21 protein-coding genes are annotated in these 23,096 nt (G+C 75.1%); 15 read left to right on the top strand and 6 right to left on the bottom strand.

The window, feature by feature from the left end; translation table 11 throughout:
* The first annotated feature begins 144 nt into the window (after positions 1-144).
* The 4 genes from CRP52_RS02185 to CRP52_RS02170 all read left to right on the top strand — a co-directional run bounded on the left by CRP52_RS02185 (position 145) and on the right by CRP52_RS02170 (position 3,441).
* Positions 145-849 carry an AAA family ATPase gene (locus tag CRP52_RS02185; protein ID WP_097234810.1) on the top strand — a complete coding sequence of 235 codons (705 nt, stop codon included), beginning with the start codon at positions 145-147 and terminating at the stop codon, positions 847-849.
* Between the two features lie 105 nt (positions 850-954).
* Positions 955-1,956, top strand: a complete 1,002-nt coding sequence (locus CRP52_RS02180; RefSeq protein WP_097234809.1) for a zinc metalloprotease — start codon at positions 955-957, stop codon at positions 1,954-1,956.
* 151 nt (positions 1,957-2,107) lie between these two features.
* Positions 2,108-2,557: a universal stress protein gene (locus tag CRP52_RS02175; RefSeq protein WP_097234808.1), complete on the top strand. Its 450-nt coding sequence runs from the start codon at positions 2,108-2,110 to the stop codon at positions 2,555-2,557.
* 50 nt (positions 2,558-2,607) lie between these two features.
* On the top strand, positions 2,608-3,441 hold the full coding sequence (locus tag CRP52_RS02170; protein ID WP_097234807.1) for a DNA-formamidopyrimidine glycosylase family protein: 834 nt from the start codon (positions 2,608-2,610) through the stop codon (positions 3,439-3,441).
* 21 nt (positions 3,442-3,462) lie between these two features.
* On the opposite strand, the gene CRP52_RS02165 is transcribed toward CRP52_RS02170, so the two are convergent.
* The gene (locus CRP52_RS02165; RefSeq protein ID WP_097234806.1) at positions 3,463-4,098 is read right to left on the bottom strand and encodes a uridine kinase; all 636 of its coding nucleotides are present in this window, start codon (positions 4,096-4,098) and stop codon (positions 3,463-3,465) included.
* A 144-nt stretch (positions 4,099-4,242) separates the two neighbouring features.
* The gene (locus CRP52_RS02160) at positions 4,243-5,562 is read right to left on the bottom strand and encodes an outer membrane protein assembly factor BamB family protein (protein ID WP_097234805.1); all 1,320 of its coding nucleotides are present in this window, start codon (positions 5,560-5,562) and stop codon (positions 4,243-4,245) included.
* 186 nt (positions 5,563-5,748) lie between these two features.
* Here CRP52_RS02160 and CRP52_RS02155 point away from each other — a divergent pair, with 186 nt between their 5' ends.
* On the top strand, positions 5,749-6,315 hold the full coding sequence (locus CRP52_RS02155) for a Uma2 family endonuclease (protein ID WP_097234804.1): 567 nt from the start codon (positions 5,749-5,751) through the stop codon (positions 6,313-6,315).
* Positions 6,316-6,365: 50 nt separating this feature from the next.
* On the opposite strand, the gene CRP52_RS02150 is transcribed toward CRP52_RS02155, so the two are convergent.
* Entirely contained in the window at positions 6,366-6,710 is a 345-nt protein-coding gene (locus CRP52_RS02150; protein ID WP_097234803.1) for a DUF4326 domain-containing protein, read from the bottom strand.
* A gap of 170 nt (positions 6,711-6,880) precedes the next feature.
* Between CRP52_RS02150 and CRP52_RS02145 the strand changes: the two genes are divergently transcribed.
* The 6 genes from CRP52_RS02145 (at position 6,881) to CRP52_RS02120 (ending at position 15,104) form a co-directional block, all read left to right on the top strand.
* The gene (locus CRP52_RS02145) at positions 6,881-9,391 is read left to right on the top strand and encodes a SpoIIE family protein phosphatase (protein WP_257032235.1); all 2,511 of its coding nucleotides are present in this window, start codon (positions 6,881-6,883) and stop codon (positions 9,389-9,391) included.
* Between the two features lie 138 nt (positions 9,392-9,529).
* Positions 9,530-11,200 carry a sensor histidine kinase gene (locus tag CRP52_RS02140; RefSeq protein WP_257032234.1) on the top strand — a complete coding sequence of 557 codons (1,671 nt, stop codon included), beginning with the start codon at positions 9,530-9,532 and terminating at the stop codon, positions 11,198-11,200.
* A gap of 99 nt (positions 11,201-11,299) precedes the next feature.
* Positions 11,300-11,968, top strand: a complete 669-nt coding sequence (locus CRP52_RS02135) for a response regulator transcription factor (RefSeq protein ID WP_097239771.1) — start codon at positions 11,300-11,302, stop codon at positions 11,966-11,968.
* Positions 11,969-12,522: 554 nt separating this feature from the next.
* A complete protein-coding gene (locus tag CRP52_RS02130; protein WP_097234801.1) occupies positions 12,523-13,278 on the top strand; it encodes a LysM peptidoglycan-binding domain-containing protein in 756 nt (251 codons plus the stop codon).
* A 330-nt stretch (positions 13,279-13,608) separates the two neighbouring features.
* Positions 13,609-14,376: an SDR family NAD(P)-dependent oxidoreductase gene (locus CRP52_RS02125; RefSeq protein ID WP_097239770.1), complete on the top strand. Its 768-nt coding sequence runs from the start codon at positions 13,609-13,611 to the stop codon at positions 14,374-14,376.
* 122 nt (positions 14,377-14,498) lie between these two features.
* Positions 14,499-15,104: a TIGR03086 family metal-binding protein gene (locus tag CRP52_RS02120; RefSeq protein ID WP_097234800.1), complete on the top strand. Its 606-nt coding sequence runs from the start codon at positions 14,499-14,501 to the stop codon at positions 15,102-15,104.
* Positions 15,105-15,117: 13 nt separating this feature from the next.
* Here CRP52_RS02120 and CRP52_RS02115 read toward each other — a convergent pair whose 3' ends face one another.
* A complete protein-coding gene (locus tag CRP52_RS02115; protein ID WP_097234799.1) occupies positions 15,118-15,588 on the bottom strand; it encodes a (2Fe-2S)-binding protein in 471 nt (156 codons plus the stop codon).
* 40 nt (positions 15,589-15,628) lie between these two features.
* Positions 15,629-17,908, bottom strand: coding sequence for a xanthine dehydrogenase family protein molybdopterin-binding subunit (locus CRP52_RS02110; RefSeq protein ID WP_097234798.1), 2,280 nt, complete (start codon positions 17,906-17,908; stop codon positions 15,629-15,631).
* A gap of 503 nt (positions 17,909-18,411) precedes the next feature.
* Here CRP52_RS02110 and CRP52_RS02105 point away from each other — a divergent pair.
* The 4 genes from CRP52_RS02105 to CRP52_RS02090 all read left to right on the top strand — a co-directional run bounded on the left by CRP52_RS02105 (position 18,412) and on the right by CRP52_RS02090 (position 21,715).
* Positions 18,412-19,680: an MFS transporter gene (locus tag CRP52_RS02105; RefSeq protein WP_097234797.1), complete on the top strand. Its 1,269-nt coding sequence runs from the start codon at positions 18,412-18,414 to the stop codon at positions 19,678-19,680.
* 105 nt (positions 19,681-19,785) lie between these two features.
* A complete protein-coding gene (locus CRP52_RS02100; protein WP_097234796.1) occupies positions 19,786-20,529 on the top strand; it encodes a Mut7-C RNAse domain-containing protein in 744 nt (247 codons plus the stop codon).
* A 109-nt stretch (positions 20,530-20,638) separates the two neighbouring features.
* Entirely contained in the window at positions 20,639-21,064 is a 426-nt protein-coding gene (locus CRP52_RS02095) for a cupin domain-containing protein (protein WP_097234795.1), read from the top strand.
* A 150-nt stretch (positions 21,065-21,214) separates the two neighbouring features.
* The gene (locus tag CRP52_RS02090) at positions 21,215-21,715 is read left to right on the top strand and encodes an inorganic diphosphatase (protein ID WP_097234794.1); all 501 of its coding nucleotides are present in this window, start codon (positions 21,215-21,217) and stop codon (positions 21,713-21,715) included.
* Between the two features lie 31 nt (positions 21,716-21,746).
* On the opposite strand, the gene CRP52_RS40325 is transcribed toward CRP52_RS02090, so the two are convergent.
* The gene (locus CRP52_RS40325; RefSeq protein WP_097234793.1) at positions 21,747-23,030 is read right to left on the bottom strand and encodes a pyroglutamyl peptidase; all 1,284 of its coding nucleotides are present in this window, start codon (positions 23,028-23,030) and stop codon (positions 21,747-21,749) included.
* Between the last annotated feature and the right edge of the window lie 66 nt (positions 23,031-23,096).

Here is a 23,096-nt window from a genome sequence, read left to right as displayed (position 1 = left end):
GTGCGGGCCGGGTCCCGACCGGCCCGTTGCGTGCAGGCCGGTTCCGTGACGGCCGGGTCCGGAAACGGGCCCGGTCCTGCAACAGGACCGGCCCGGCCGGGCCCGCCGTGACCTCCGCCCTTTACTCGCTCTTGGGAATGCGCCATGCTCCTGAGCAGGCGAACGGCGGGGGGAGAACCGGTGGGCGGGACGAGAACGGTGCGCGCGGCGGCGGTGCCACGGGTGCCGCCGCCGCGCCCCGCCGGGGACCGCGTCGTCCTGCCGCCCGCGCACGATGCGCCCGTCCTGCACGAGCTGCGCGGCCCCGGCCCGGCGGCCCTGCGCTACCCCGCCGGGGACCTGCTGGTCGTCACCGGCCTGCCCGGCAGCGGCAAGAGCACCCTGATGCGCCGCTGTGTGCGCGCCCCCATGATCGACTCCCAGCTGGTGCGCGAGGAGTACGCGGCCCGGCTGCCCGGCCGCCTCCCGTACGCGCTCTACCGCCCGCTCGCCCGGCTCGCGCACTACCGGCGGCTGCGCCGCGCCGTGCTGGCCGGCGGCCCGTTGGTGGTGCACGACTGCGGCACGCTGCCCTGGGTGCGGGCCTGGCTCGCCCGGGCCGCCGCCGGGCAGGGCCGCCGGGTGCACCTGCTGCTGCTCGACGCCGACCCGGCCGAGGCGCTGGACGGGCAGCGGCGGCGCGGGCGCACCGTCTCCCGCTACGCCTTCGCCCGGCACCGGGCCGTGGCGGCCCGGCTGCGCGAGCGGATCCTCGGGGCCGGGCGGCTGCCGGCCGACTGTGCGTCCGCCGTGGTACTCGACCGGGCCGCCGCGCGCGCCCTGCGGGAGATCGACTTCACGGCGTCGTAGTCTCGGCGAGTCCGCGCCGGGCACCGCGCCGGCGGGAATCGTCGGACCCGCCCTGGCCCGCCGGGCGTGGTCGAGACTCCGTCAACTCCCCTGTCAGGAGCGCTGATGCGTCGTTCCGTCCGGGTGCGCTCGCGTGCCCCCCGCCTGTTCCCCTGTGCCGCGGCGCTGGTCGCTGTCGCCGGCCTGAGCCAGTTCGTGGCACCGGCGACGGCCCCGCAGCGTGCCGCCGTCGCCGTGGCCCCGACGACCGGGTGCGAGGCCGACGTAGCCTCCGAGGGCAGCACGGTTGTCGGGGCCGCCGCCCGCAGGTCGGCCGGGAGCCAGGCCGGGAAGGACCCGAACGCCGTCACCGCCGCCACGGCCCGGGCGATGCAGGCCGACCTCGACGAGCGCCTTGCCCGGCTCCGCGCCGCCCGTACGGAGATCGGCGCCGCGACCACCGTCCCGGTCTACCTGCACGTGATCCACGCCGGGGACTCCGGGAAGCTGGACGCGGGCGCCGTCGCCGCCCAGATCGACCACCTCAACGCCACCTACGGCGGCCAGGGTGAGGGCAACACCCCGACCCCGTTCCACTTCGAGCTGGCCGGCACCGACTGGACCGACAACGCCGCCTGGTACACCGGCATGACCCCCGGCTCGGCGGCCGAGCAGGCGATGAAGACCAGCCTGCGCAAGGGCGGCCGGGGCACCCTCAACCTCTACACCGCCCGGCTCGGCCAGGGCCTGCTCGGCTGGTCGACCTTCCCGAACGCGTACCAGGCCAACCCGACCGACGACGGCGTGGTCGTGCTCGACGCCTCCCTGCCCGGCGGCTCCGCCACCCACTACGACCAGGGCAACACCGCCACCCACGAGATCGGCCACTGGCTCGGCCTCTTCCACACCTTCCAGGGCGGCTGCCTGGCCCCGGGCGACTACGTCGACGACACCCCGTCCGAGCGCAGCGCCGCCTTCGGCTGCCCCGAGGGCCGCGACACCTGCCCCACCCCCGGGCTCGACCCGATCCACAACTTCATGGACTACAGCTACGACTCCTGCATGAGCCGGTTCACCCCCGGACAGGTCCAGCGGATGGCCAACTCATGGGCCGCATACCGCAGTTGAGTCGGTAGTAGCTGACCTCCCCGAGCCGGGTCCGGAGGGGGTCGACCGGGCGCCCCGACCGGCGCACCGTCCGGCACCAATCAGCGCCGTGCAGCACCAACCAGCACCAACCAGCACCAACCAGCAGCAGGAGCAACCGAAGGAGCAGGGCATGAGTGCCATTCCCCGGATCGTCGTCGGCGTCGACGGCTCGCCCGCCTCGGAGCAGGCGCTGCGCTGGGCCGTCGACTACGCGAAGGCCGTCGGCGGGACGATCAGCGCGATCGCCGCCTGGGAGTACCCCGCCTTCTACGGCTGGGCCGGGCAGGGCGTGCCGACCGTCGAGACCTTCAACCCCGAGGAGCTTGCCGGCAAGACCCTCTCCGGGAGCGTCGCCAAGGTGGTCGGGGACGACCCCGGCGTGCGGATCAGCGAGACCGTGATGCCGGGCAGCGCGGCCACCGTCCTGCTGGAGGCGGCCAAGGGTGCGGCGCTGCTGGTGGTCGGCAGCCGCGGCCTCGGCGGGTTCTCCGGCGTGCTGCTCGGCTCGGTCAGCCGCCACCTCACCGAGCACGCACCGTGCCCGGTCGTCGTCGTCCGGGAGGGGCAGGCCGCTCACTAGCAGACCCGGGCCGGTCGTCGCCGGGCCGCCGTGCGGGAGAGGATGGAGACATGCCAGAAGGTGACTCCGTCTACCGCGTGGCGGCCCGGCTGCACGAGGCCCTTGCCGGGCAGCTGCTGACCAGCGCCGACCTGCGGGTGCCCGCGCACGCGACCGCCGAACTCGCCGGCCGCCGGGTGCTGGAGGTCGCCCCGCGCGGCAAGCACCTGCTCACCCGCCTCGAAGGCGGCCTCACCCTGCACACCCACCTGCGGATGGACGGCCGCTGGGAGGTCTACGGCCCCGGCGAGCGCTGGACCGGCGGCCCCGCCTGGCAGATCCGCGCCGTCCTCGCCACCGACCGGGGCACCGCCGTCGGCTACCGGCTCCCGGTCGTCGAGCTGCTGCGCACCACCGACGAACAGCGCGCCGTCGGCCACCTCGGGCCCGACCTGCTCGGCCCCGACTGGGATCCGGTCGAGGCCGTCCGCCGCCTCCTCGCCCACCCGGGCCGCCCGGTCATCGAAGCCCTCCTCGACCAGCGCAACCTGGCCGGGATCGGCAACGTCTACGCCAACGAGCTGTGCTTCGTGGCCGGTGTGACGCCGTGGACCGAGGTCGGCCAACTCCCGCACCCCGACCGGCTGGTGGAGCGCGCCCGGCAGATGCTGGAGGCCAACAAGCTGCGCCCGGGCCACATCACCACCGGCGACACCAGGCCCGGCTACCAGCACTGGGTCTACGGCCGGGCGGGCCGGCCCTGCCCGCGCTGCGTCACCCCCGTGGTGACCGGGCGTCAGGGCGCGCCCCCGCAGGACCGCTCGGTGTTCTGGTGCCCGTACTGCCAGCGCGGCCCCGCCCCGGAGGCGGCCCGCCGGAGCAGGGGGCGTTCGCGGGGGCGGTGATGCGGGCAGTGCGTCGGCCGGTCAGGCCTGTTCGACCAGGGCGGGGTGGCGGGGGTCGTCCATCCGGATGGTGAGGTCGGCGAGTTCGGCCGGGACGGTCTCGGCCTCGTAGCGGGCGAAGGCCGGGAGGGTCCACTGCTGGTCGGCGGGGGTGCGGCGGGCCAGGGCGGCCGGGGTGACGGCGAGGTGGACGCTCAGGTCCAGCGGCAGCCAGCGGCCCAGCAGCAGCGGGCCGTCCAGCAACAGCACGCCGTTCGGCGGTAGTTCGACGTACGGGGCGCGGGTGGCGCGGTCGGTGACCGGGTCGCGCAGGGAGGGCAGCACGCGGCCGCTGCCGCCCGGCTCCAGCGGGTCGAGGACTTCGCGCAGCAGGGCGCCGTCGTCCAGCCAGAGGTCGTGGAAGGCGTCCGCGTCGTGGTGGCCGTACTCCAGCCGGATCGAGGCCGGGCGCAGGAAGTCCGCCGCCGAGACCCGCAGCGTCGGCCGGCCGCGCAGCCGCAGCGGTTCCACCAGGGCGTCGGCGAGGTCCCCGGGCCGGGCGGCCCCGGCGCCGTCCACGGCCACCCGCAGCCGGCGCCCGGCGGCGTCGGGCAGCGCGGTGATGCGGTCGGCGAGCAGTTCGGCCAGGTTGTCGGGGGAGATCGGGCGGATCCGCATCGGGTCGTCCTGCCGTTTCGTGGAGTCGTTCGGCTCGGCTTGTTTCAGGCTCAGCTCGCGGAGCTCAGCTCGGCTCAGTTCAGTTCAGTTCAGTTCAGCTCGGCTCGGCTCGGCTCGGCTCGGCTCGGCTCGGCTCGGCTCGGCTCAGCCGAGCGGGAGGGCGTGCAGGACGTCGTCGTGGCCCGCGTAGAGGTGGACCGCGTCGGAGGCGAGGGTCCAGACGTCCCGGCCCGGGCCGGAGTCGCGGAAGGTCCAGACCGGCTCGCCGGTGGAGGTGTGGATCGCGGTGACCCCGCCGGCCGCCGTGCCCGGGACGAACAGCGTCCTGCCGGCGACCACCGGATGGCTGCGGCGGTCCAGCAGGAACGGCAGCCGGCAGGACCACAGCACCGCACCGGTGCTCGCGTCGTGGCAGGTGACGATGCCCTGGTCGCGGGCGACGTACACGCGGGGGCCGTCGGGGACGGGCGGCAGCGCCCGCCAGGACTCGCCCCGGGCGGGGGAGTAGGTCCAGCCCGGCTCCCCGGTGGGGCGGAGCATGCGCACCCCGCCGTTTCCGTCGGGCACGTAGACCTCCTGCGGGCCGGTGGCGCACCAGCGCAGGTCCTCGTCGCCGCCGGCGGTCCACAGCTGGCGGCCGGTGGCGGCGTCCCGGGCCACCAGCTCGGCCCGGTTGCCGAGGAAGCGGACGCAGGCCAGGAGGTTGGCGCCGGTCGTGGCGGGGGTGATCGGCTGCTCCTCGGTGTCGGTGGGGACGTTCCACAGGAAGCTGCGGTCGGCGACCCTGAGCGCGAACAGGCGGCTCTGCGGCCGGCTGTCGACCTCGTGGGGGTAGCTCCAGGAGTGGCCGTAGAGGACGCCGCGGTCGTAGCCGCTGAGCCGGGTCTGGTGGCCCTGCAGCTCTTCGGGCAGCGGCAGGCTCCAGTCGGCGGCGGGGTCGGTGAAGTGGCGGGCTTCGAGGTGGCCCTCGTAGGTGGTGGTGAAGAGGCGGTCGGGCCCGATCACGACCTTGCCGAGCATGTCGAGGTCGCTCGGCCAGTCCCGGGTGGCCGGCGGGTCGAAGACCAGCAGCCGGGCGGCGGTGCCCTGGGCCGGGTCGAGGACCTGCAGGCCGGTCTTGGACAGGTAGACCGGGCGGCCCGGCGGGTCGGTGAGCCGTTCCGGGGTCATCGCCTCGGGCCCGCGGTAGGTCCAGACCGGAGTCGGCCCGGAGAGCGCGGTGGGCTCGGGCCTGGACGGCTTCGGCGCGGGCAGCGCATCGCCCGCACCCGAACGGCCGAACGCCCACACGGCCGCGCCCGCCGCGAGCACCCCGGCCCCGATCAGCACCCGGCGCCGGTCCAGCCACGGCCCGTCCCCGCCGCCCCCGATGACGTCGCCGGGCGCCTCGCCCCCGTCGCCGGCCTCCCCGTCCCACTCCCACGAAGCCCCGCGCACAGCCCCCTCGGACGACGGCGACTCCATACCGCTCCCACTTCCCCACCGGCGGCGGCCTCGCCCCACCACTCGCCCGGAGGATATCGAACAGCCCCCGAACCGTCCGGAACCCGCACAGCGCCGGTACTAGGCTGTGCCACACAGTCGGCGCCCGGCGCCCGGCACGCAGCACCCAGCACGCAGGCCCGCCCAGCAGCCCAGGGGAGGTACGCCGTGACGGCCGAGACGATCGCACCCGAGTGGATGCATCGGCAGATCACCAGTGAGCGGTACGACTCCTGGACCGACGAGCAGTGCGCGGGCATCGAGATCGTCGACGGGATGGTGGTCGTGTCCCCGAGCGCTTCCAAGCGGCACGACCGGCTCGCCCGGTTCCTGGCGAACGCCCTGGACGAGGCGGGCGGCGCGGAGTGGAACGCCGACACCGACTTCGACGTCCGGCTGCAGGACGTGCCGCTGAACAACCGTCGCCCGGACGTGGTCGTCTACCGGGCGGACACGATCGACGAGTCGCCGACCAGGCCCGACCACGTGCTGCTGCTGGTCGAGGTCGTCTCTCCCGGCTCGGAGACCACCGACCGCGTGGTCAAGCTGGACCAGTACGCCAGGGCGGGCATCCCGTTCTACTGGCGGGTGGAGCAGGCCGCCGGCCGGGTGCCGATCGTCCACACCTACGTGCTGGACGCGGCCGAGGGCTCCTACCGGGCGGGGGAGCTGTTCACCGGGCTGGTCAAGGCCGTGGCGCCGTACCCGGTGGAGGCGGACCTCTCCGGGCTCTGAGGGCTCGGAGGGTCTGAGGGCTCTGAGGACACGGCCCTGTCCGGCGGCCGTCAGGGCTGCTTCGGGGGGTGGTCGGCGAGGTCGGCGAGGACGTCGGCGTGACAGGGAAGCGGGGCGCACCAGCAGCCGAGGCGGTGGCCGCGCAGGGGTGGGACGAGGGCGAGCAGGTCGGGGCGGGCGAGGAGGTAGGCGCGGTACTCGGCGACCATCTGCTCGCGGGTGAGGTCGGGGCCCGGGCGGTAGGGGGAGTGCAGGGGGGATTCTGCGAGGTGCCAGCCTCCGCGGTACACGGCCCGGCCGACGTAGACGACGTCCTGGTAGTCGGGGTCGTCGCGGTGGCCCTTGAGGTTGACCACCGTGGTGCGGCCATGTGCGCTCTGCCTGGCATCGTGCATGGCGTCCATGCTGGTGCAAGCGGGGCGGCCCGGCAGCCGGAGCGGGGCGGGCTCGCCTTGACACGGTTCCGGGCCCGGCGTAGCAAAAGAGCATGCGCCATCCGCATGCGACCGGTGGGGCCCCTGGGGCGCGGTCCGGGCCGGACCGGCCGTGGGAGCCCGGCTCCGGCGTGCAGGCACGCGGGGCGGTGCCCCGCTCCGTCCCGGAGACGGCCGGGCAGGCGGAGCACCGGCGGGACGAACTGCTCGCGCAGGCCGTGCGCCGGGTGCTCGGGTCCACCGGGGCGTACGGCGCGATGGTGCACCTGCGCTCGCGGGACCGCCGCTCGCTGGTGCTGCGCACGATCGCGGGGGTGCCGCTGTCGGTGATGAGCCCGTTCCAGCGGATCGCGGCGGCGGGGCCGCTGCCGATCGCGGTCTGCTTCCGGACCGGGCACCGGATCCTGCTGTCCGACAGCGAGGACGTCATGCGCCGCTTCCCGCAGCTCGCGGTCGGCCTGCCGTACGACTTCGCCTCCGCCTGCGTGGCGGTCTCGTACGGGCGCGAGCGGTTCGGGGTGCTGAGCGTGCTGTGGCCCGCCTCGGACGAGGGGGTGCCGGAGCCGGCGGTCCCGCTGCTGGATGCCGTCGCGGACGAACTGGGCGGCGGGCTGGCGGAGTTGGAGCCGGCCGGGCAGTCGGTGGAGCCCGGTGGCGAGGCGGCCGTGGTCGAGCTGCCGCCGCCGTCGGTGCCCACCACCCGGGTCGGGCTGTTCGACTGGAACGTGGCCACCGGGGCGCTCTCCGCCGACGCGCAGTTCCGGGAGATCTTCGGCTTCGGGCCGGGGGAGTTCGACGGCACGGTGGCCGCCCTGAACCACCGGGTCGCCCCCGGGGACCTGCCGGAGTTCCGGGCCGCCGCCCGGACCGCCCTGGAGCAGGGCGAGGTGCTGGCGGCGCGGGTGCGGGTGCTCGGGCCGGACCGCGTGCCGTACCCGGTGGAGCTGTGGGCGCGGGTGCCCGCGGCGATCTCCGACGGCCGGGACCACCTGGTCGGCGCCGTCCTGGACCTACGGAGCCTGACCGCCGCCGCGGCCGCCGCCGAGCGGCTGCGCGAGGGCGTGTTCACGCTCGACCTCGACGCCCGGATCACCTACGCCAACCGCGCCACCGAGCCGCTGCTCGGGGCCCGCCGCGAGGACCTGGTCGGCCGCCACCCCTGGGAGGTGCTGCCCTGGCTCGCCGACCCCTTCTACGAGCACCGCTACCGCGCTGCCCTGGTCTCCCAGCGGCCCACCGTCTTCCTGGCCGCCCGCCCGCCGGGCGGCTGGCTCGCCTTCTCGCTGTACCCGGATTCGCACGGCGTCACCGGCCGGGTGGTCTCCGCCGAGTCCGGGGCGGAGGCGGAGTTCGGGGCGGAGCCCGGAACCGAGGCCGTGTCCGGGCCCGGTGGCGCCGAGGCACCGGCCGTCCCGCAGGCCGACCCGGCGGAGGTCACCCGCGCCGGCCTCGGCGGCACCCACCACCTGCTCCAGCTCGCCAGCGCGCTCACCGAGGCCGTGACCGTGCGCGACGTCTGCCGGGCGGTGTCCGACGAGATCCTGCCGGCCTTCGGCGGCCAGGAGCTCGCCATCTACGCGGTGCGCGACCAGCGCCTGAACCTGGTCTCGCAGGCCGGCTACCCGGACGGCTTCCTGGACAGCTTCGAGGGCACCCCGATCGACGCCAGGGTCCCCGGGGCGGAGACGCTCAGCACCGGCACCCCGATCTTCTTCGAGTCGGTGCGCGACCTCGCCGCCGCCTACCCCGGCCTGGCCCTGGACGAGATGGGCGCCTGGGCCTTCCTGCCGCTGATCGCCTCCGGCCGCCCGGTCGGCAGCTGCATCCTCGGCTTCGACCGGCCGCGCCCGTTCAGCGCCGAGGAGCGCGGACTGCTGACCGCCCTGGGCGGCTTCATCGCCCAGGCCCTGGAGCGCGCCCGGCTGTACGACGCCGAGTTCGCGCTCGCCCGCGGCCTGCAGCAGGCGCTGCTGCCGCACCGGCTGCCCGAGGTGCCCGGGATCCGGACCGCCGCCCGCTATCTGCCCGGCACCCAGGGCATGGAGATCGGCGGCGACTGGTACGACGTGATCGTCACCGGCGGGGACGTCACCCTGGTGATCGGCGACGTCGAGGGCCACAGTGTCGGCGCCGCCGCCACCATGGGCCAGCTGCGCAGCGCCGTCCGCGCCTTCGCGACCGGCGGCGAGCCGCCCGACCGGGTCCTCGCCCGCACCAACCGGCTGCTGCTCGACCTCGACCCCGGACTGCTCGCCAGCTGCTGCCTGGTCCGGCTCACCCCCGCCGACGGCACCGCCCGGATCGCCCGGGCCGGGCACATGCCACCGGTGCTGCGCCACCCGGGCGGGCGGGCCGAGGCACTGTACGTGGCGGGCGGTCCGCTGCTCGGGGTGGACGAGCGGGCCGCCTACCCGGTCAGCGAGCTGCGGCTGCGGCCGGGCGCGCTGCTCGCCCTCTACACGGACGGGCTGGTGGAGGACCCGGCGGTGGCGATCGACCAGGGGGTGGAGCGGCTGCGGGCCGCGCTGGCCCGGGGCGCGGCGGGGGAGGGACCGGAGGAGGCGGCCGACCGGCTGCTGCGGGAGGTCGGCTCGACCGGCCGGGTGGACGACGTGGCGCTGCTGCTGACGGCCTTCGGCTGAGCGGGCGGCGGTGCGGGGCCGGTGTGCGCGGCGGATGCGACGACCGCCGAGGGGCGGTGCGACCGGGCGACTTTCGTCGGCGCGGGCGGCGACGAAGGTGGACGGCGTCCGCGCGGACCGGCCCGTTAGCCTCGACGGGTGGATGCGATCGCACGGGCCTGGAAGAAGGCGGTACGGACGGCACTGCCCGGGCCCTGGCGGCCCCGGCGGGTGGTGGGTGAGGCCGCGCTCGCCCTGCTGATGGGCGGTTTCGCCGCCCTGCTGGAGCTCGCCGGCTCCACCGGCCTGGCCGTGCCCTTCGGCATCGGCGTCGCACTGCTGTGGGTGCTGCGGCGCGGCCTGCCGGCCACCGTGCTGCTGGCCGCCGCGGCCGCCACCGGCTGGTCAGGCGGGCCGGTGCTGCTGCTGATCTGCGCGGGCTGGACGGCCGGGGCGCGGATCCGCCGGGTCTGGACGCTGGTCGGCACCTTCGTCCTCGGCTGGCTGCTGTTCACCGTGACGGGCGTGCTGAAGGACGCCACCACCACCTCGCCGAAGCTGGTCCTCGGGCTGTCGCTCGGCGGCTTCCTGGTGCTCGCCGTGCTGCCCGCGCTCTACGGCCGCTACCGCGCGCAGCGGCGCGCCCTGCTGGACGCGCTGCGCGAGCGCAACGACCAGCTGCTGCGCGAGCGGGCCATGGTGGTGCACCAGGCGCGGCTGCGCGAGCGGCACCGGATCGCCCAGGACATGCACGACAGCCTGGGCCACCAGCTGGCGCTGATCTCGGTGCACTCCGGCGCGCTGGAGGTGGACCGCACGCTCACCGACCGCCAGCGGGAGGCGGTCGGCGTCCTGCGGCAGGCGGCGGTCGCGGCGATGCGCGAGCTGCGCGAGGTGGTCGGGGTGCTGCACGACGAGTCGACGGCGCTGCCGCCGACGCCGGGGGCGGTGGCCGGGGGGCCCGCCCGGGGCGGGGCGGACGGGATCGAGGGGCTGGTGGAGTCCTCGCGGGCGGCCGGGGCCGAGGTCGTGCTCTCCCGGGAGGGTGAGCGGCGCCCGCTGCCGGCGGCCGTCGACCACGCGGCGTACCGGATCGTGCAGGAGGCGCTCACCAACGCGCACAAGCACGCCCCCGGCGCGCCGATCGGCGTCGCGCTCCGGTACGAGCCGGACGCGCTGGTGGTGGAGGTGACCAACGCGCGCACGCCGGAGCTGGTGGGCGTGCGCGCCGGTGCGGGCCCGGCAGTCAGCGGCGGTCAGGGGCTGACCGGGCTGCGGGAGCGCGCCCGGCTGGTCGGCGGCATGGTGCACGCCGGGCCGACCCCCGACCAGGGGTTCCGGCTGGCCGCCGTGCTGCCGTACGAGGCGGCGGAGGGTGCCGGGGAGGGCGCCGCGGCCGCCGCCGGCGCGGACGACTGGGCGTTCGAGGGCCTGTCGCCGTCCGGCGAGGGGGAGGGCGGGCGGCGCAGCCCGGCGCTGGGCTGCGCACTCGGTGTGGTGGGCGTCGGGCTGACCGTGCTGGCGCTGTGTGTCTGGGGCGTGGTGGCCTTCGTCGGCGGCTCCCGGGACGCGACGGTGGGCAGGCCGGCGTACGAGCGGATCCAGGTCGGTGCGCCGGAGGCCGAGGCGGTGCGCGAGCTGCCGCCCGGCAACGACTTCTTCGTCGACCAGTACAAGGGGACCGGGCCGACCCCGCCGGAGGGCTCGCGCTGCCGCTGGTACCTCCTCGGCGACCAGTCGGACACCGGCTGGGACGACGACCACGTGGCGCGGTTCTGCTTCAAGGACGGGGTGCTGGTGGACAAGCAGGAGTACGTCACCAAGAACTGACGCCCGTCGGACCGGTGGTCGGGGCGGGTCGGTGGAGATGTGAGGATGGTGATGTAGTCGCATCACCGTTCGAGGGGAATGGCCAGCGGAATGACCAGCGTGATCCGAGTCCTCGTCGCCGACGACGAGCCGCTGATCCGGGCCGGGATCAGGATGATCCTGGGCTCCGCCGACGACATCGAGGTGGTCGCGGAGGCCGCCGACGGTCGGGAGGCGCTGGAGCTGGCGCGGTCGCACCGGGTGGACGTGGTGCTGCTGGACATCCAGATGCCGGTGATGGACGGGCTCACGGCGCTCGGGGAGTTGGCCAGGGTTGCGCCCGGGGCGCGGGCGCTGATCCTCACCACCTTCGGGGAGCGCGAGAACGTCCTGCGCGCCGTGACCGAGGGCGGAGCCGGCTTCCTGCTCAAGGACACCGCGCCGAACGAGCTGATCCAGGCCGTCCGGGCAGCGGCGGGCGGCAACGCCTTCCTCTCCCCGGCCGCCACCCGGCACATCGTCGACTCGCTGGCGGACGGGCGCAGCGGCTCGCTGGCCGCCCGCAGTGCCGCGGCCCGGCGCCGGCTGGAGGTGCTGACCGGGCGTGAGCTGGAGGTGTTGGCGCTGCTCGGCGAGGGTCTGTCCAATGCCGACGCGGGGGCCCGGATCCACATGAGCGAGGCGACGGTGAAGACGTACGTGAGCCGGATCCTGGCCAAGCTGGGCTGCGAGAACCGGGTCCAGGCGGCGTTGCTGGCGCGGGATGCGGAGCTCGACGGCCGGAGCTGAGCGTATCCGTACGATCGCGGACGGTGTCGGGTGTGGCGGATGCCACTCGACGGCTGCGTGGAACCGGGAACTCCGGCTCTGGCGGTGACGGTGCGTCAGCAAACGATCGCTCTGGGTGGATGGTGTGCCGGGCTTCGCGATTGGACAGGTGTGAGCGCAAGCACGGAGATCGATCATCTGATCTTGAAAATGCGGTCAAACCCGGTCAAGTCGGGCAAGGGCTCTTGATCGATACCGCCGGTAACAGTCAACTGACCTGCGATGTCCAAGAATTGCTTGCCGCGCTCCGGGGATGCCCCCTAGCTTCGTTGGCGGCGCAACGAGCGCCACCCGGGTTCACCCCGATGCACCGCCCGCCGACTGACCCACGGCGCAAGGGCGGTGACCGCCGATCAGGCCGGCTCCAACGGGCCGTCGGCGAGCGGAGGTGACCGGGGCGGCACGGCACGTCCGACACGTGCGCGGCCGCCCGTCGAGTGAGGTGAGCGTAACGACCGGCCCATGTCCCGGGCCTGGTTCCGTCTGCCCGCCCGGGACTTGTCGAGAGGACTTGTATGAATCCCCGTCACGAGACCGCCGCTGCCACCGACACCACCGCCACCAAGCGCCACCGCGTGCGGATGGCGGTCATCGCGGGAGCCGCCGTCGCGGCCCTGCCGGTGGCCGGCCTCGTCACGGCCACCTCGGCCTCCGCCGCTACCACGTCGACCTGGGACTCCGTCGCCCAGTGCGAGAGCGGTGGGAACTGGAGCATCAGCACCGGCAACGGCTTCCACGGCGGACTGCAGTTCACCCCCAGCACCTGGAAGGCGTACGGCGGCACCGCGTACGCCCCCCAGGCCAACCAGGCGACCAAGGCGCAGCAGATCACGGTCGCCGAGAAGGTGCTCGCCGCACAGGGTCCGGGCGCCTGGCCCGTCTGCTCGCAGAAGGCGGGTCTGAGCAAGGGCGGCGCCCCGGCCGCCGTCGACACCTCGGCGGGCTCCGACGCCCCGGCGGCCAAGCCGGCCGCCAAGCCCGCCAAGGCGGCCAAGCCGGCCACGAAGGCGGCCAAGCCCGCCGCCGCGCCGCAGCAGGCGCCCCGGGCCGCGGAGGCGGCGCAGGGCCGGCCGTCGGCCAAGCCGGTGCAGTCCGCGCCGGTCGCGCCGACGAACACCGCCGGCGGCAACTACACCGTCAAGAGCGGTGACACGCTCAGCGAGATCGCGGCCAAGTTCGGCACCGACACCGACAGCCTGTACGGCAGGAACGTCGGCGTCATCGGTGGTGACCCGGACCTGATCTTCCCGGGCCAGACCCTCACGGTCTGACGGCCCGACGGGCCCGACCGCCTGACGGGCCCGACCTGACGGGCCCGACCGCCTCGCGGATCCCCTGAGCGAGCCTGCGGCGGAGCGCAAGACCCGGCCTCCGCCCCGCAGCCCCGCACCCCGGTCGAGCGGCTGCCCCCTGCACGGGGGCAGCCGCTCGGCTCGTTCGGTCAGACAGGCCATGGGCGGCGTGCGCGCCGGGGCGCGGGGTGTTTCGGGGGATGGTTGAACGTTGAACGCGACGTCCGAATGCCGCCGGAGGTTTGAAGTGCTCCGGGTCAGGATCGAGTCATGTCCGAGATCGGAACGAGGAGTTCTGGAGATATGACGATGAACGGCGTGAACGGCGTGAACGGCGCGGCGGTGCTGGACGGCAAGGTGGCCCTGGTGACCGGCGGCAGCCGGGGGATCGGGGCGGCGATCGCGCTGCGGCTGGCCGAGGACGGGGCCGAGGTGGCCCTGACGTACCACGGCGAGGCGCAGCGGGCCGAGGAGGTCGTCGCGAAGATCACCGCGATGGGGCGACAGGGGTGGGCCGTCCGTGCGGACAGCGCCGATCCGCAGGCGGTGCTCGGCGTGGTGGCGGCGGTGGCGGAGCGGTTCGGGCGGCTGGACGTCCTGGTGAACAACGCGGGCGTCGGCGTCCTCGGCCCGATCGGCGAGCTGGCGGCGGCCGACGTCGACCGGGTGCTGGAGGTGAACGTCCGGGCGCCGTTCCTGTTCGCCCAGGCGGCCTCCGCGCACCTGGCCGACGGCGGACGGATCGTCACCATCGGCAGCTGCATCGCCAAGCGCGTCGCCTTCCCCGGCGCCACGCTGTACGCGACCAGCAAGGCCGCGCTGATCGGCCTGACCAAGGCGCTGGCCCGGGAGCTCGGCCCGCGCGGGATCACCGCCAACGTGGTCCACCCGGGCCCGATCGACACCGACATGAACCCGGCCGAGGGGCCGGCCGCGGAGTTCCAGAGCGGGCTCACCGCGCTCGGCCGCTTCGGCACCGGCGCGGAGGTCGCGGCGGCCGTCGCCTACCTGGCGGGCGAGGACGGCCGGTACGTGACGGGCACGGAGCTGGCGGTGGACGGCGGCTTCGCGGCCTGACGGCCCGACGGCCGGTAGGGAGGGGGCGCGGTGTCGTGTCGGGCGGGTGTCGGTGGCCGCGCTTACGATCACCCGGCACGACCCCGTACCCCGACCGTGCTCCCGACCGAGAGGTGTGTGCCATGACCGCAGCGGAAGACCCGATCGGCCTGCTCGCCCGGGCCCTGGCGCAGACCGCCGGGCTGATCGACGGCACCGGCGTCGAACTGGCAGGCCACCCGACCCCCTGCCGCTCCTGGGACGTCGGCGACCTGGTCAGCCATCTGCTCTACGACCTGCGGCAGTTCACCGTCCGGGCGCGGGGCGGCCGGCCGGACTGGTCGCAGCCCCTCGAGCGGGTGGAGGAGGACTGGCTGCACGCCTTCGAGGCCGGAGCCGAGGAACTGGTCGATGCCTGGCGGGCGGCCGGGGATCTCGACGGGACGGTTGAGGTGCCCGGTGTCGGCACCCTGCCGGCCCGCTTCCCGGTGGACCAGCAGATCGCCGAAATCGCCGTCCACGGGTGGGACTTGGCGCGCGCCACCGGTCAGTCCACCGACGGGCTGGACCACGAGGTGGCGCTCACCGCGCTCGCCTGGGCGCGCGGCGCGCTCAAGCCCGAGTACCGGGGCACCGAGGAGGAGCACCAGGCCTTCGGCCCCGCCGTCGCCGTCCCCGAGGACGCCCCGCCGTACGACCGGCTCGCCGCCTTCTTCGGCCGCGACCCGGCGGCACCGGTCGTCGGGTAGTCCCGGGTCAGCGTTACGGCGTCGGAGCCTGCCCGGCGGCGGCCGCCTGCTTGATCGCCGCGCGGATGCGCGGGTAGGTGCCGCAGCGGCAGACGTTCTGGATCTGGTCGATGTCGGCGTCCGTCGGGTTCGGGGTCCGGCGCAGCAGGGCGACCGCCGCCATGATCTGGCCGGGCTGGCAGAAGCCGCACTGGGCGACGTCGCAGCTGAGCCAGGCCTCCTGGACGGGGTGCAGGGTGTCACCGTCGGCCAGGCCCTCGATGGTGGTGACGGTGTGTCCGGCGCAGTCCTTGACGGAGCGGGTGCAGGGCTGGAACTCCTGGCCGTCGAGGTGGCTGGTGCAGGCGCGGCAGACGCCCACCCCGCAGCCGTACTTGGGGCCGGTGACGCCGAGCTTGTCGCGCAGCACCCAGAGCAGGGGCATGTCGTCCGGGGCCTCGACGGTGACGGGCTGCCCGTTGAGGACGAAGGTGTGGGTGGGCATGGGGAGTCGGGATCCTCGGGGGCCGGACGCCGGTAGGGCGTCAGAAGTTGACGGGGAAGGAGCGCGGGCTGGTGCCGGTCGCGCGGGCGTAGGCGTTGGCGACCGCGGCGGAGGCGGCCGGGACGCCCAGCTCGCCGGCGCCGCCGGGCGGGCCGCTCGGCGGCATCAGGTGGATCTCCACCACCGGCGGGGTGTGCCGCTGCCGCGCGTAGTGGAAGTCACCGTAACTGCCTTCCCGGAAGGCGCCGTTGTCGAGGTGATTGCCGGCCTGCAGGATCACCGAGAGGCCGTCGACCAGCGCGCCGGTCAACTGGGCCTCCAGGCCGGTGGGGTTGATGACCCGGCCGACGTCGGCCGCGACGACCGCCTTGGTGACCCGGGGGTTGGCCCGGTCGGAGGCGTCCAGTTCGACCAGGTAGGCGGCGATGCCGCCGTTCTCGTCGTGGTAGCCGATCCCCTGCGCCTGGCCGGGGGGCATCGGGCGCCCCCAGTTCCCCTTGTCGGCGACGGTGTCCAGCACGGCCCGGCCGGCGGCGCTGCGCAGCCGGGCGCGGCGGAAGGCGACCTCGTCCTGGCCCATCCGGCGGGCGAGCTCGTCCATCATGATCTCGTCGGCGACCCGGACGGTGCCGGAGTAGACCGAGCGCCAGCTGCCGGTGTGCAGGTCCAGGGGCAGTTCGGCGAGCAGCTGGGTGGGGATGCCGACGTTGTACGGGTTCTTCTCGGTGAGGAGGAAGAACGCCTGGGCGAGGCTGAGCCCGGCCAGGGAGAGGTCGAACCCGGCGGCGGTGAGCGTCTCGCCGAGGCCGTGGCCGAGGTCGGTCTTGACGGTGGCGGCGCGGTGTTCCCAGGTGAGGACCTGGCCGAGGCCGTAGGTGGCGCGGATCCGGTGGTGGCTGGCCGGGCGCATCCGGCCGTGGCGCATGTCGTCGTTGCGCGTCCACATGAGCTTGACCGGGCGGCCGGCGGCCTTGGAGATCCGCGCGGCCTCGAGCGCGGCGTCGAAGAACAGCCGCCGGCCGAAGGAGCCGCCGCCGCGCACCACGTGGACGGTGACGGCGTTCTGCGGCAAGCCGAGTTCGGCGGCTATGGTCTGCTGGGCGAGGATCGGGCTCTGTGCGGCGAACCACAGCTCGGCCCGGTTCGGCCGGACGTCGGCGACGGCGGTGAGCACCTCCATCGGGGCGTGGTTGACGAAGGCGAAGTCGAACTCCCCGTCCAGGTGCTGGGTCAGCAACGGCGGGATGAGGAACGGCAGATGGGCGGCGCGCAGCCGGGCGCGGACGTCCTCGGTGGAGAGGTCCGCGGCCGGGCCCGGGTTCCAGGTGGTGCGCAGTGCGTCGCGCGCCTTGAGTGCCTGGTCGAAGGTCTCGGCGAGGACGGCGACGCCGCTGGGGATCTGCACCACGCCGAGCACGCCGGGCATGGCGCGGGCGGCGGAGGCGTCCAGGGACCTGAGGGTGCCGTTGACGGTGGTGGGGCGGGCGACCACGGTGGGCACGGCGCCCGGGATCTGCAGGTCCCCGGCGTACCGGGTGCGGCCGGTGACGATGTCGCGGGCGTCGATCCGGCCGGTCGGCCGGCCCACCAGGCGCAGCTGGTCGGCGGGCTTGGGCGTGACCGGGACGGCCGGCAGGATCACGGCGGCGGCCTCGGCGGCGAGTTCGCCGTAGCCGGCCCGGCGGCCGTCGGGCGCGAGCACGGCGGAGCCGGCGGTGCGCAGGGAGCTTGCCGGAACGTTCCAGCGCCTGGCCGCGGCGGTCACCAGCCGGGCGCGGGCGGCGGCGGCCGCGCTGCGCACCGGGTCGTACAGCGAGCGCACCGAGTTGGAGCCGCCGGTCAGCTGGTTGAACAGCAGCTCGGGGCGCCCGTCGGACAACGGGACGTCCACGTCGGTGAGTTCGGCGTCCAGCTCCTCGGCGACCAGCATGGCGATCGCGGTGGTGAGGCCCTGGCCGACCTCCAGCCGGGGCAGGTACAGCCGGGCCCGCCCGACGGGGGTGACCTCCAGCACCAGCAGGTGGGAGGTCGGCAGGCCGGCGAGGATCATCGCGTCGCCGAGGTCGAGGACGTCGGGAATGCCGGGCAGGCCGAGCAGTTGCGGGGGCGCGTCGGCGGCCCGGGCCTCCGCCACGCGCTCGGCGGCCCGCGCGGCCGCGGGGGCGGCGGCGTCGAGGCCGAGGCGGGCGGCGACGGTGAGGGTGGGGGCGGCCAGCAGATAGGTGAGGAAGCGCCGCCGGCCGGTGGGCTCCGCCGAGGACGCCTCGCCGGTACGGCCGGTGGGGTCCGAGGGGGCGATGGAGGTACTGATGGGAGGCATCCTTCGAGCCGGAGCGGCGCCGGGATCGGAAGGGCAGGACGGCCCTGACTCCGCTGCCGGATCGCGAACGCCGTTGAGCATAAGAGGGCACTACTGACGGGTCAACACGGTCAAAGTTGGCCCCTGAATTGGGTGGTCGGGCTTTTGCAGCGCTCGGCGGGGCCCGATTCGGAGCGGGTACGGACGGCACTTCGGCAGTCCGGGCGAGGCTGCGGTGGGACGCTCCCAACGGTCCGGAGAGCCCAACGAGCCGCTGTCGTACGAGGGTTCAGTGCTCGGTCGGTGTTGCGGTGACGGCCGGAAGTGGCCCAGGAAATTCCTTGATCACTGGACCTGTCGGTTGGGCCAGTTTCTGCCTAGGGTGGTGGCGAACCGTTGCCGACGGTTGTGAACTCCCGGCTCGCACGCCGCCCGTCCGTGCGTTGCTGCTGTCGTCCGTCCGTGGGTGGCCGGTCGGGGGTTCTCGGGGGATCGGTGACGGTCCGTTACCGCGAAGGAGAGACGTGCCGACCGACAGAGCCGCCCGGTGGGGCGCCCTCCCACCCGCAGGGCCCCAGCGGACCCTGGCCGCAGCCCAGTTGGCGAGCGCCGTGGGCGACGGCGCGTACTACACCTGCTCCGCGCTCTACTTCACCCGCGTCGTCGGCATGTCACCGACCGCCCTCGGAGCCGGCCTCGCCGTCGCCTGGGCGCTCGGCTCCGTCGCCGGCGTCCCGCTCGGCCACCTCGCCGACCGCCGCGGCCCGCGCCGCACGGCGGTGGCGCTCGGGCTCGCCGCGGCGGCCGTGGTCGCCGCCTTCCTGGTCATCCGCTCCTACCCGCTGTTCCTGCTCGCGGTCTGCCTCTACGCCACCGCGCAGTCCGGGCTCACCGCCGCCCGGCAGGCGCTGGTCGCCGGCCTGGTGCCGCCCGGCGAGCGCACCGGTCTGCTCGCCCACCTCCAGTCGACCCTCAACGGGGGCCTGGCCGTCGGCGCCGCCGTCGGCGGCATCGCGCTCAGCGTCGGCACCCGGGACGCGTACCTGGGCGCCTTCGTGGTCACCACGATCGGCCTGCTGATCGGCGCCCTGGTCCTCCGGCGTCTGCCCGAAGTCCCGCCCGCGGCACCGGAGTCGGGCACCGGACCGCGCCTGGCCGTGCTGCGCGACCGGCGCTACGCCGCCGTCACCCTGGTCAACGCCGTCCTGCTGCTGCGGATGCCGCTGCTCAGCCTGATCATCCCGCTGTGGATCGCCCAGCGCGCCCCCGGGATCGGCTGGCTCGGATCGGCGCTGTTCGTGCTCAACACCCTGGCGGTGCTGGCCTTCCAGGTCCGGGCGGCACGTGACGTCACCGGGGTGGACTCGGCCGTGCGGGCCGTCCGCTCGGCCGGGGTGCTGCTGCTCGGCTGCTGCGCCGTCTTCGGCCTGTCCGCGCTGGACGTGCCGGTGTGGGCGGTCGGCGCCCTGCTGGTCGCCGCGTCCGTCCTGCTGGTGGTCGGCGAGATGCGGCAGTCGGCCGGCTCCTGGCAGATCGGCTTCGACCTCGCACCGGCGGAGCGGATCGGCCAGTACCAGGGCTTCTTCGGCACCGGCGTCGCCGTCGCCCGCACTCTCGGGCCGCTGCTGCTGACCACCCTGCTGCTGGACGGCGGCCTCGCCGGCTGGCTCGTGCTGGGCGCGGTCTTCCTCGCGGCCGGCTACGCCATGGGGCCGGTCGCCCGCTGGGCGGAGCGCGACCGCGACCGGCACGCGGCACCGCCCGCGCCGGTCGCGGCATCGTCGGGGGCGTGACGGACAGGCCCTGACGGTCGGGGTCCGGCAGTCTCCGGACCAGCACGGCAGGCGGGGCCCGGAAACCGGTGGCCCCCGCCCAGCACCCGCTGGCATGCTGGCCGCGTGGACCGACCCCAGATCTGGCTCGACTTCGCCCCCGAGCTGCACCTCTTCGTCTCCGCGCCCCGGCGGGCCGGCCGCACCTCGCTGCGCACCGACGGCACCTCCACACTCGGCCACGTCGTCGAGTCCCTGGGCGTCCCGCTCACCGAGGTCGGCACCCTGCTGGTGGACGGACAGGCCGTGCCCGAGGCACACGTCCCGGCCGACGGCGAGCACGTCGCCGTCCACGCCGTGACCAGGCCGCAGCCCTCGCCCGCCCCGCCGCGCTTCCTGCTGGACGTCCACCTCGGCACCCTCGCCCGGCGACTGCGCCTGCTCGGCGTGGACGCCGCGTACGAGAACCCCGACATCGGCGATGCCGCGCTGGCCGCCCGCTCCGCCGCCGAACAACGCGTCCTGCTCTCCCGCGACCGCGGCCTGCTGCGCCGCCGCGAGATCTGGGCCGGCGCCTACGTCTACAGCCACCGCCCCGCCGAGCAACTGCGCGACGTGCTCTCCCGCTTCGCGCCGCCGCTCGTCCCCTGGAGCCGCTGCACCACCTGCAACGGCACCCTGCGCACGGTCACCAAGACCTCGGTGCGTGAGCAGCTGCGGGACGGCACCGAACGCTCCTACGACGCCTTCGCCCAGTGCACCGACTGCGGCCAGGCCTACTGGCGCGGCGCCCACCACGCCCGCCTGGAGGCGATCGTCACCGAGGCGGTCCGCGACTTCGGGCCGGCGGCGCCGGCGGCCTCGCGGTAGGACGCGCTGACGCCAGGGCGCTCTGGCGAGCGGGCCCGTGCCCGTGATCCCCTCGATGGTGGGGCCGAGACCACGCTACTCGGTCGGAGGAGAGAGGCCGGGTCGTCGGATGAGCAATCGGTCGGGGCAGCAGCCCTTCGGGACCGCGGAGGAGGGCGGGGCACCCGTGGTGACCGCCCCCGACGGGGCCGAGGTCCGCCCGCTGCTGGTGCTGGACGAGCAGGGGAGCCTCGCGGTGTTCGTGCTCGCCCCCGGGCAGGTCACCCACGCCGTCTCGCACGCCACCGTGCAGGAGCTGTGGTACGTCACCGCGGGCAGCGGCGAGCTCTGGCGCCGCCAGGGCGCCCGGGAGGAGACCGTACGGCTCGTCCCCGGCACCGCCGCCTCGGTCCCGCTCGGCACCGCCTTCCAGTTCCGGGCGGACGAGGACTCCGACGGGCCGCTGCGCATCACCGCCGTCACCATGCCGCCCTGGCCCGGAACGGACGGCGAAGCCCGCCCCGAGGACGGCCCCTGGCAGCCGACCCGCCGCTAGGGCCTGTCCGGACAGAACACCTAGGCCCCGACGTCCCCGGTGTCCGCCGAACGGCGGAGGCGGTTTCGGTGGGTGCCCGAACGGCCGACAATCGTTCCGGGACGCCGGGGCGCGGGGCGGCGCTCCCCAGGAGCCGAGGAGGAGGCCGCGGTGGAGTTCGAGGTGATGATCGAGATCCCGCAGGGGTCGCGCAACAAGTACGTGATGGACTTCGCGGCGGGCCGGATCCGCCTCGACCGCACCCTGTTCACCGCCACCCGCTACCCCACCGACTACGGCTACGTCGAGGGCACCCTCGGCGGCGACGGCGAGCCGCTGGACGCCCTGGTGCTCGGCGGCGAGCCGGCGGTCCCCGGGTGCGTGCTCACCTGCCGGGCGGTGGGCGTGTGGGTGATGCGCGACGAGCGCGGGCCGGACCAGAAGGTGCTCTGCGTCCCGGCCCGCGACCCGCGGTACGCGGCGCTGCGGGACATCGGCGACCTGCCGGAGTTCGATCTGCTGGAGATCACCCACTTCTTCCGGGTGTACAAGGACCTGGAGCGCGGCAAGTCCGTCGAGGGCTCCCACTGGGCCGGGCGGGAGGCCGCCTACGCCGAGATCGCCGCCTCGCGGGCCCGGGCGGTGGGCACCCGCTTCGCCGACCCGGCGTAGCGCCTCCTGGCCGTCCCGCCCGCGGCGGTGCTCAGAGCCGGGCGCTGCTCAGGACGGCGCGGACCTGGTCGGCGATGGCGGCCTGGTTCTGCTCGAACTCCGGTGCGGTGAGCTGCCCTTGGTCCGCGGGCAGGCCGGTGAGCACCGGGGTGTGGAGGTGCCCGCCGGGCAGGTCGGGGGCGAGGGTGAGGCGCAGGAGGTTGGAGCGGTAGGCGACCTCGTTGGAGAGGTAGCCGCCGCCTCCGCCGGCGACCGATCGGGAGCCGGGGGTGGGTCCGTCGGGGCGGTCCACGGGGTCGGTGGCGCCCGCCGGGATCTCGGTGACGGGGGTGTTGAGCAGTACCGGGTAGGGCTGCTGGACGGCCGTCATGGCGTCGGTGGGCAGGGTGGTGCGGATGAACTGCGGCCCGGGGGCCAGGTCGGGGGCGTCGACCGGCTGCCGGCTCGTCCCGCCGGAGAGCGCGCGGACGTTGTCGGGGTACGGGTCGGCGGAGCGGGCGCGGCCGGCCCAGGCCTCCAGGGTGAAGAGGCCGGGGTAGCCCTGGCTGATGCTGGTGATCAGGTCGGCGGACTGCGGTCCGGGGCGCAGGTGCGGGCCGAAGGCACGCTCCACGACCCCCCGGTCGAAGTCGCCGTAGCGGACCGGCAGGACGACGGCCCGCACCTCGGCGGTGCTGCCGTCGGCGAGGGTGATCCGCTGCCCGGTCAGCTGCAGGACGGCGGCGCCGGAGGGGTTGGCGCGGCGCGGCTCGGCGTCCAGGCCGAACGGGTCGAAGCCGCTGACGAAGATCCGGCGGACGCCGGGCGCGGCGCCGAAGCCGCCGTCCAGACCGCGTGAGGCGTCCTCGAAGCGGTCCCGCAGGGCGGTTCGGTCGACCGCGAACGCGGGCTGCCAGTCGGCCAGTTGGACGGTCATGGCGAGCCTGGTCCAGTACAGCGGGCGGTCGTCGCGGGCGGGCAGTTCGCCGCTGGGCCGCCGGCCCTGGGCGCGGTCCACGCCGGCCTGCCACAGGGCCCGGCCCCAGGCGTCCACGATCCGCTCGGCGCGGCGGGCGGTGCGGGCGGTGCAGAGGGCGGCCGGGAAGCCGTGGAGGAGGTCGCTCAGGCCGGAGCGCTCGGTGAAGGCGGCGGTGCGGGTGTCCTGGAGGCGGGCCTGTTCGGCATCCGTCGGGGCGGCGGCGTTGGTGCGGCAGCCGACCGGGTCGGCCTGGGCGGCGGCCGGGGCCAACAGCGCGGCCAGGGTTCCGGCGAGGGCGGCGGCCAGCGCGGCGGTCCGACGAACGGGCCGACGAACGGTCCCACGGGTGAGTGTCATGTCACCTGACAATAAGTCCGGTTCTGACGCCCCGCCAGAGTGCCGCCGCCACCCCCGTAGGCTGGG

This window comes from Streptomyces sp. 1331.2 (assembly GCF_900199205.1).
Lineage (GTDB): Bacteria > Actinomycetota > Actinomycetes > Streptomycetales > Streptomycetaceae > Kitasatospora.
This window is presented reverse-complemented; position numbering and strand designations above follow the sequence as displayed.

What these genes read in the sequence shown, in the direction of transcription:
- CRP52_RS02110 (WP_097234798.1), bottom strand. Translation starts at nt 17,908, where the DNA reads ATGCCTCCCATCAGTACCTCCATCGCCCCCTCGGACCCCACCGGCCGT.
- CRP52_RS02185 (WP_097234810.1), top strand. Translation starts at nt 145, where the DNA reads ATGCTCCTGAGCAGGCGAACGGCGGGGGGAGAACCGGTGGGCGGGACG.
- CRP52_RS02095 (WP_097234795.1), top strand. Translation starts at nt 20,639, where the DNA reads ATGAGCAATCGGTCGGGGCAGCAGCCCTTCGGGACCGCGGAGGAGGGC.
- CRP52_RS02170 (WP_097234807.1), top strand. Translation starts at nt 2,608, where the DNA reads ATGCCAGAAGGTGACTCCGTCTACCGCGTGGCGGCCCGGCTGCACGAG.
- CRP52_RS02165 (WP_097234806.1), bottom strand. Translation starts at nt 4,098, where the DNA reads ATGCGGATCCGCCCGATCTCCCCCGACAACCTGGCCGAACTGCTCGCC.
- CRP52_RS02150 (WP_097234803.1), bottom strand. Translation starts at nt 6,710, where the DNA reads ATGCACGATGCCAGGCAGAGCGCACATGGCCGCACCACGGTGGTCAAC.
- CRP52_RS40325 (WP_097234793.1), bottom strand. Translation starts at nt 23,030, where the DNA reads ATGACACTCACCCGTGGGACCGTTCGTCGGCCCGTTCGTCGGACCGCC.
- CRP52_RS02130 (WP_097234801.1), top strand. Translation starts at nt 12,523, where the DNA reads ATGAATCCCCGTCACGAGACCGCCGCTGCCACCGACACCACCGCCACC.
- CRP52_RS02125 (WP_097239770.1), top strand. Translation starts at nt 13,609, where the DNA reads ATGAACGGCGTGAACGGCGTGAACGGCGCGGCGGTGCTGGACGGCAAG.
- CRP52_RS02120 (WP_097234800.1), top strand. Translation starts at nt 14,499, where the DNA reads ATGACCGCAGCGGAAGACCCGATCGGCCTGCTCGCCCGGGCCCTGGCG.
- CRP52_RS02160 (WP_097234805.1), bottom strand. Translation starts at nt 5,562, where the DNA reads ATGGAGTCGCCGTCGTCCGAGGGGGCTGTGCGCGGGGCTTCGTGGGAG.
- CRP52_RS02115 (WP_097234799.1), bottom strand. Translation starts at nt 15,588, where the DNA reads ATGCCCACCCACACCTTCGTCCTCAACGGGCAGCCCGTCACCGTCGAG.
- CRP52_RS02180 (WP_097234809.1), top strand. Translation starts at nt 955, where the DNA reads ATGCGTCGTTCCGTCCGGGTGCGCTCGCGTGCCCCCCGCCTGTTCCCC.
- CRP52_RS02175 (WP_097234808.1), top strand. Translation starts at nt 2,108, where the DNA reads ATGAGTGCCATTCCCCGGATCGTCGTCGGCGTCGACGGCTCGCCCGCC.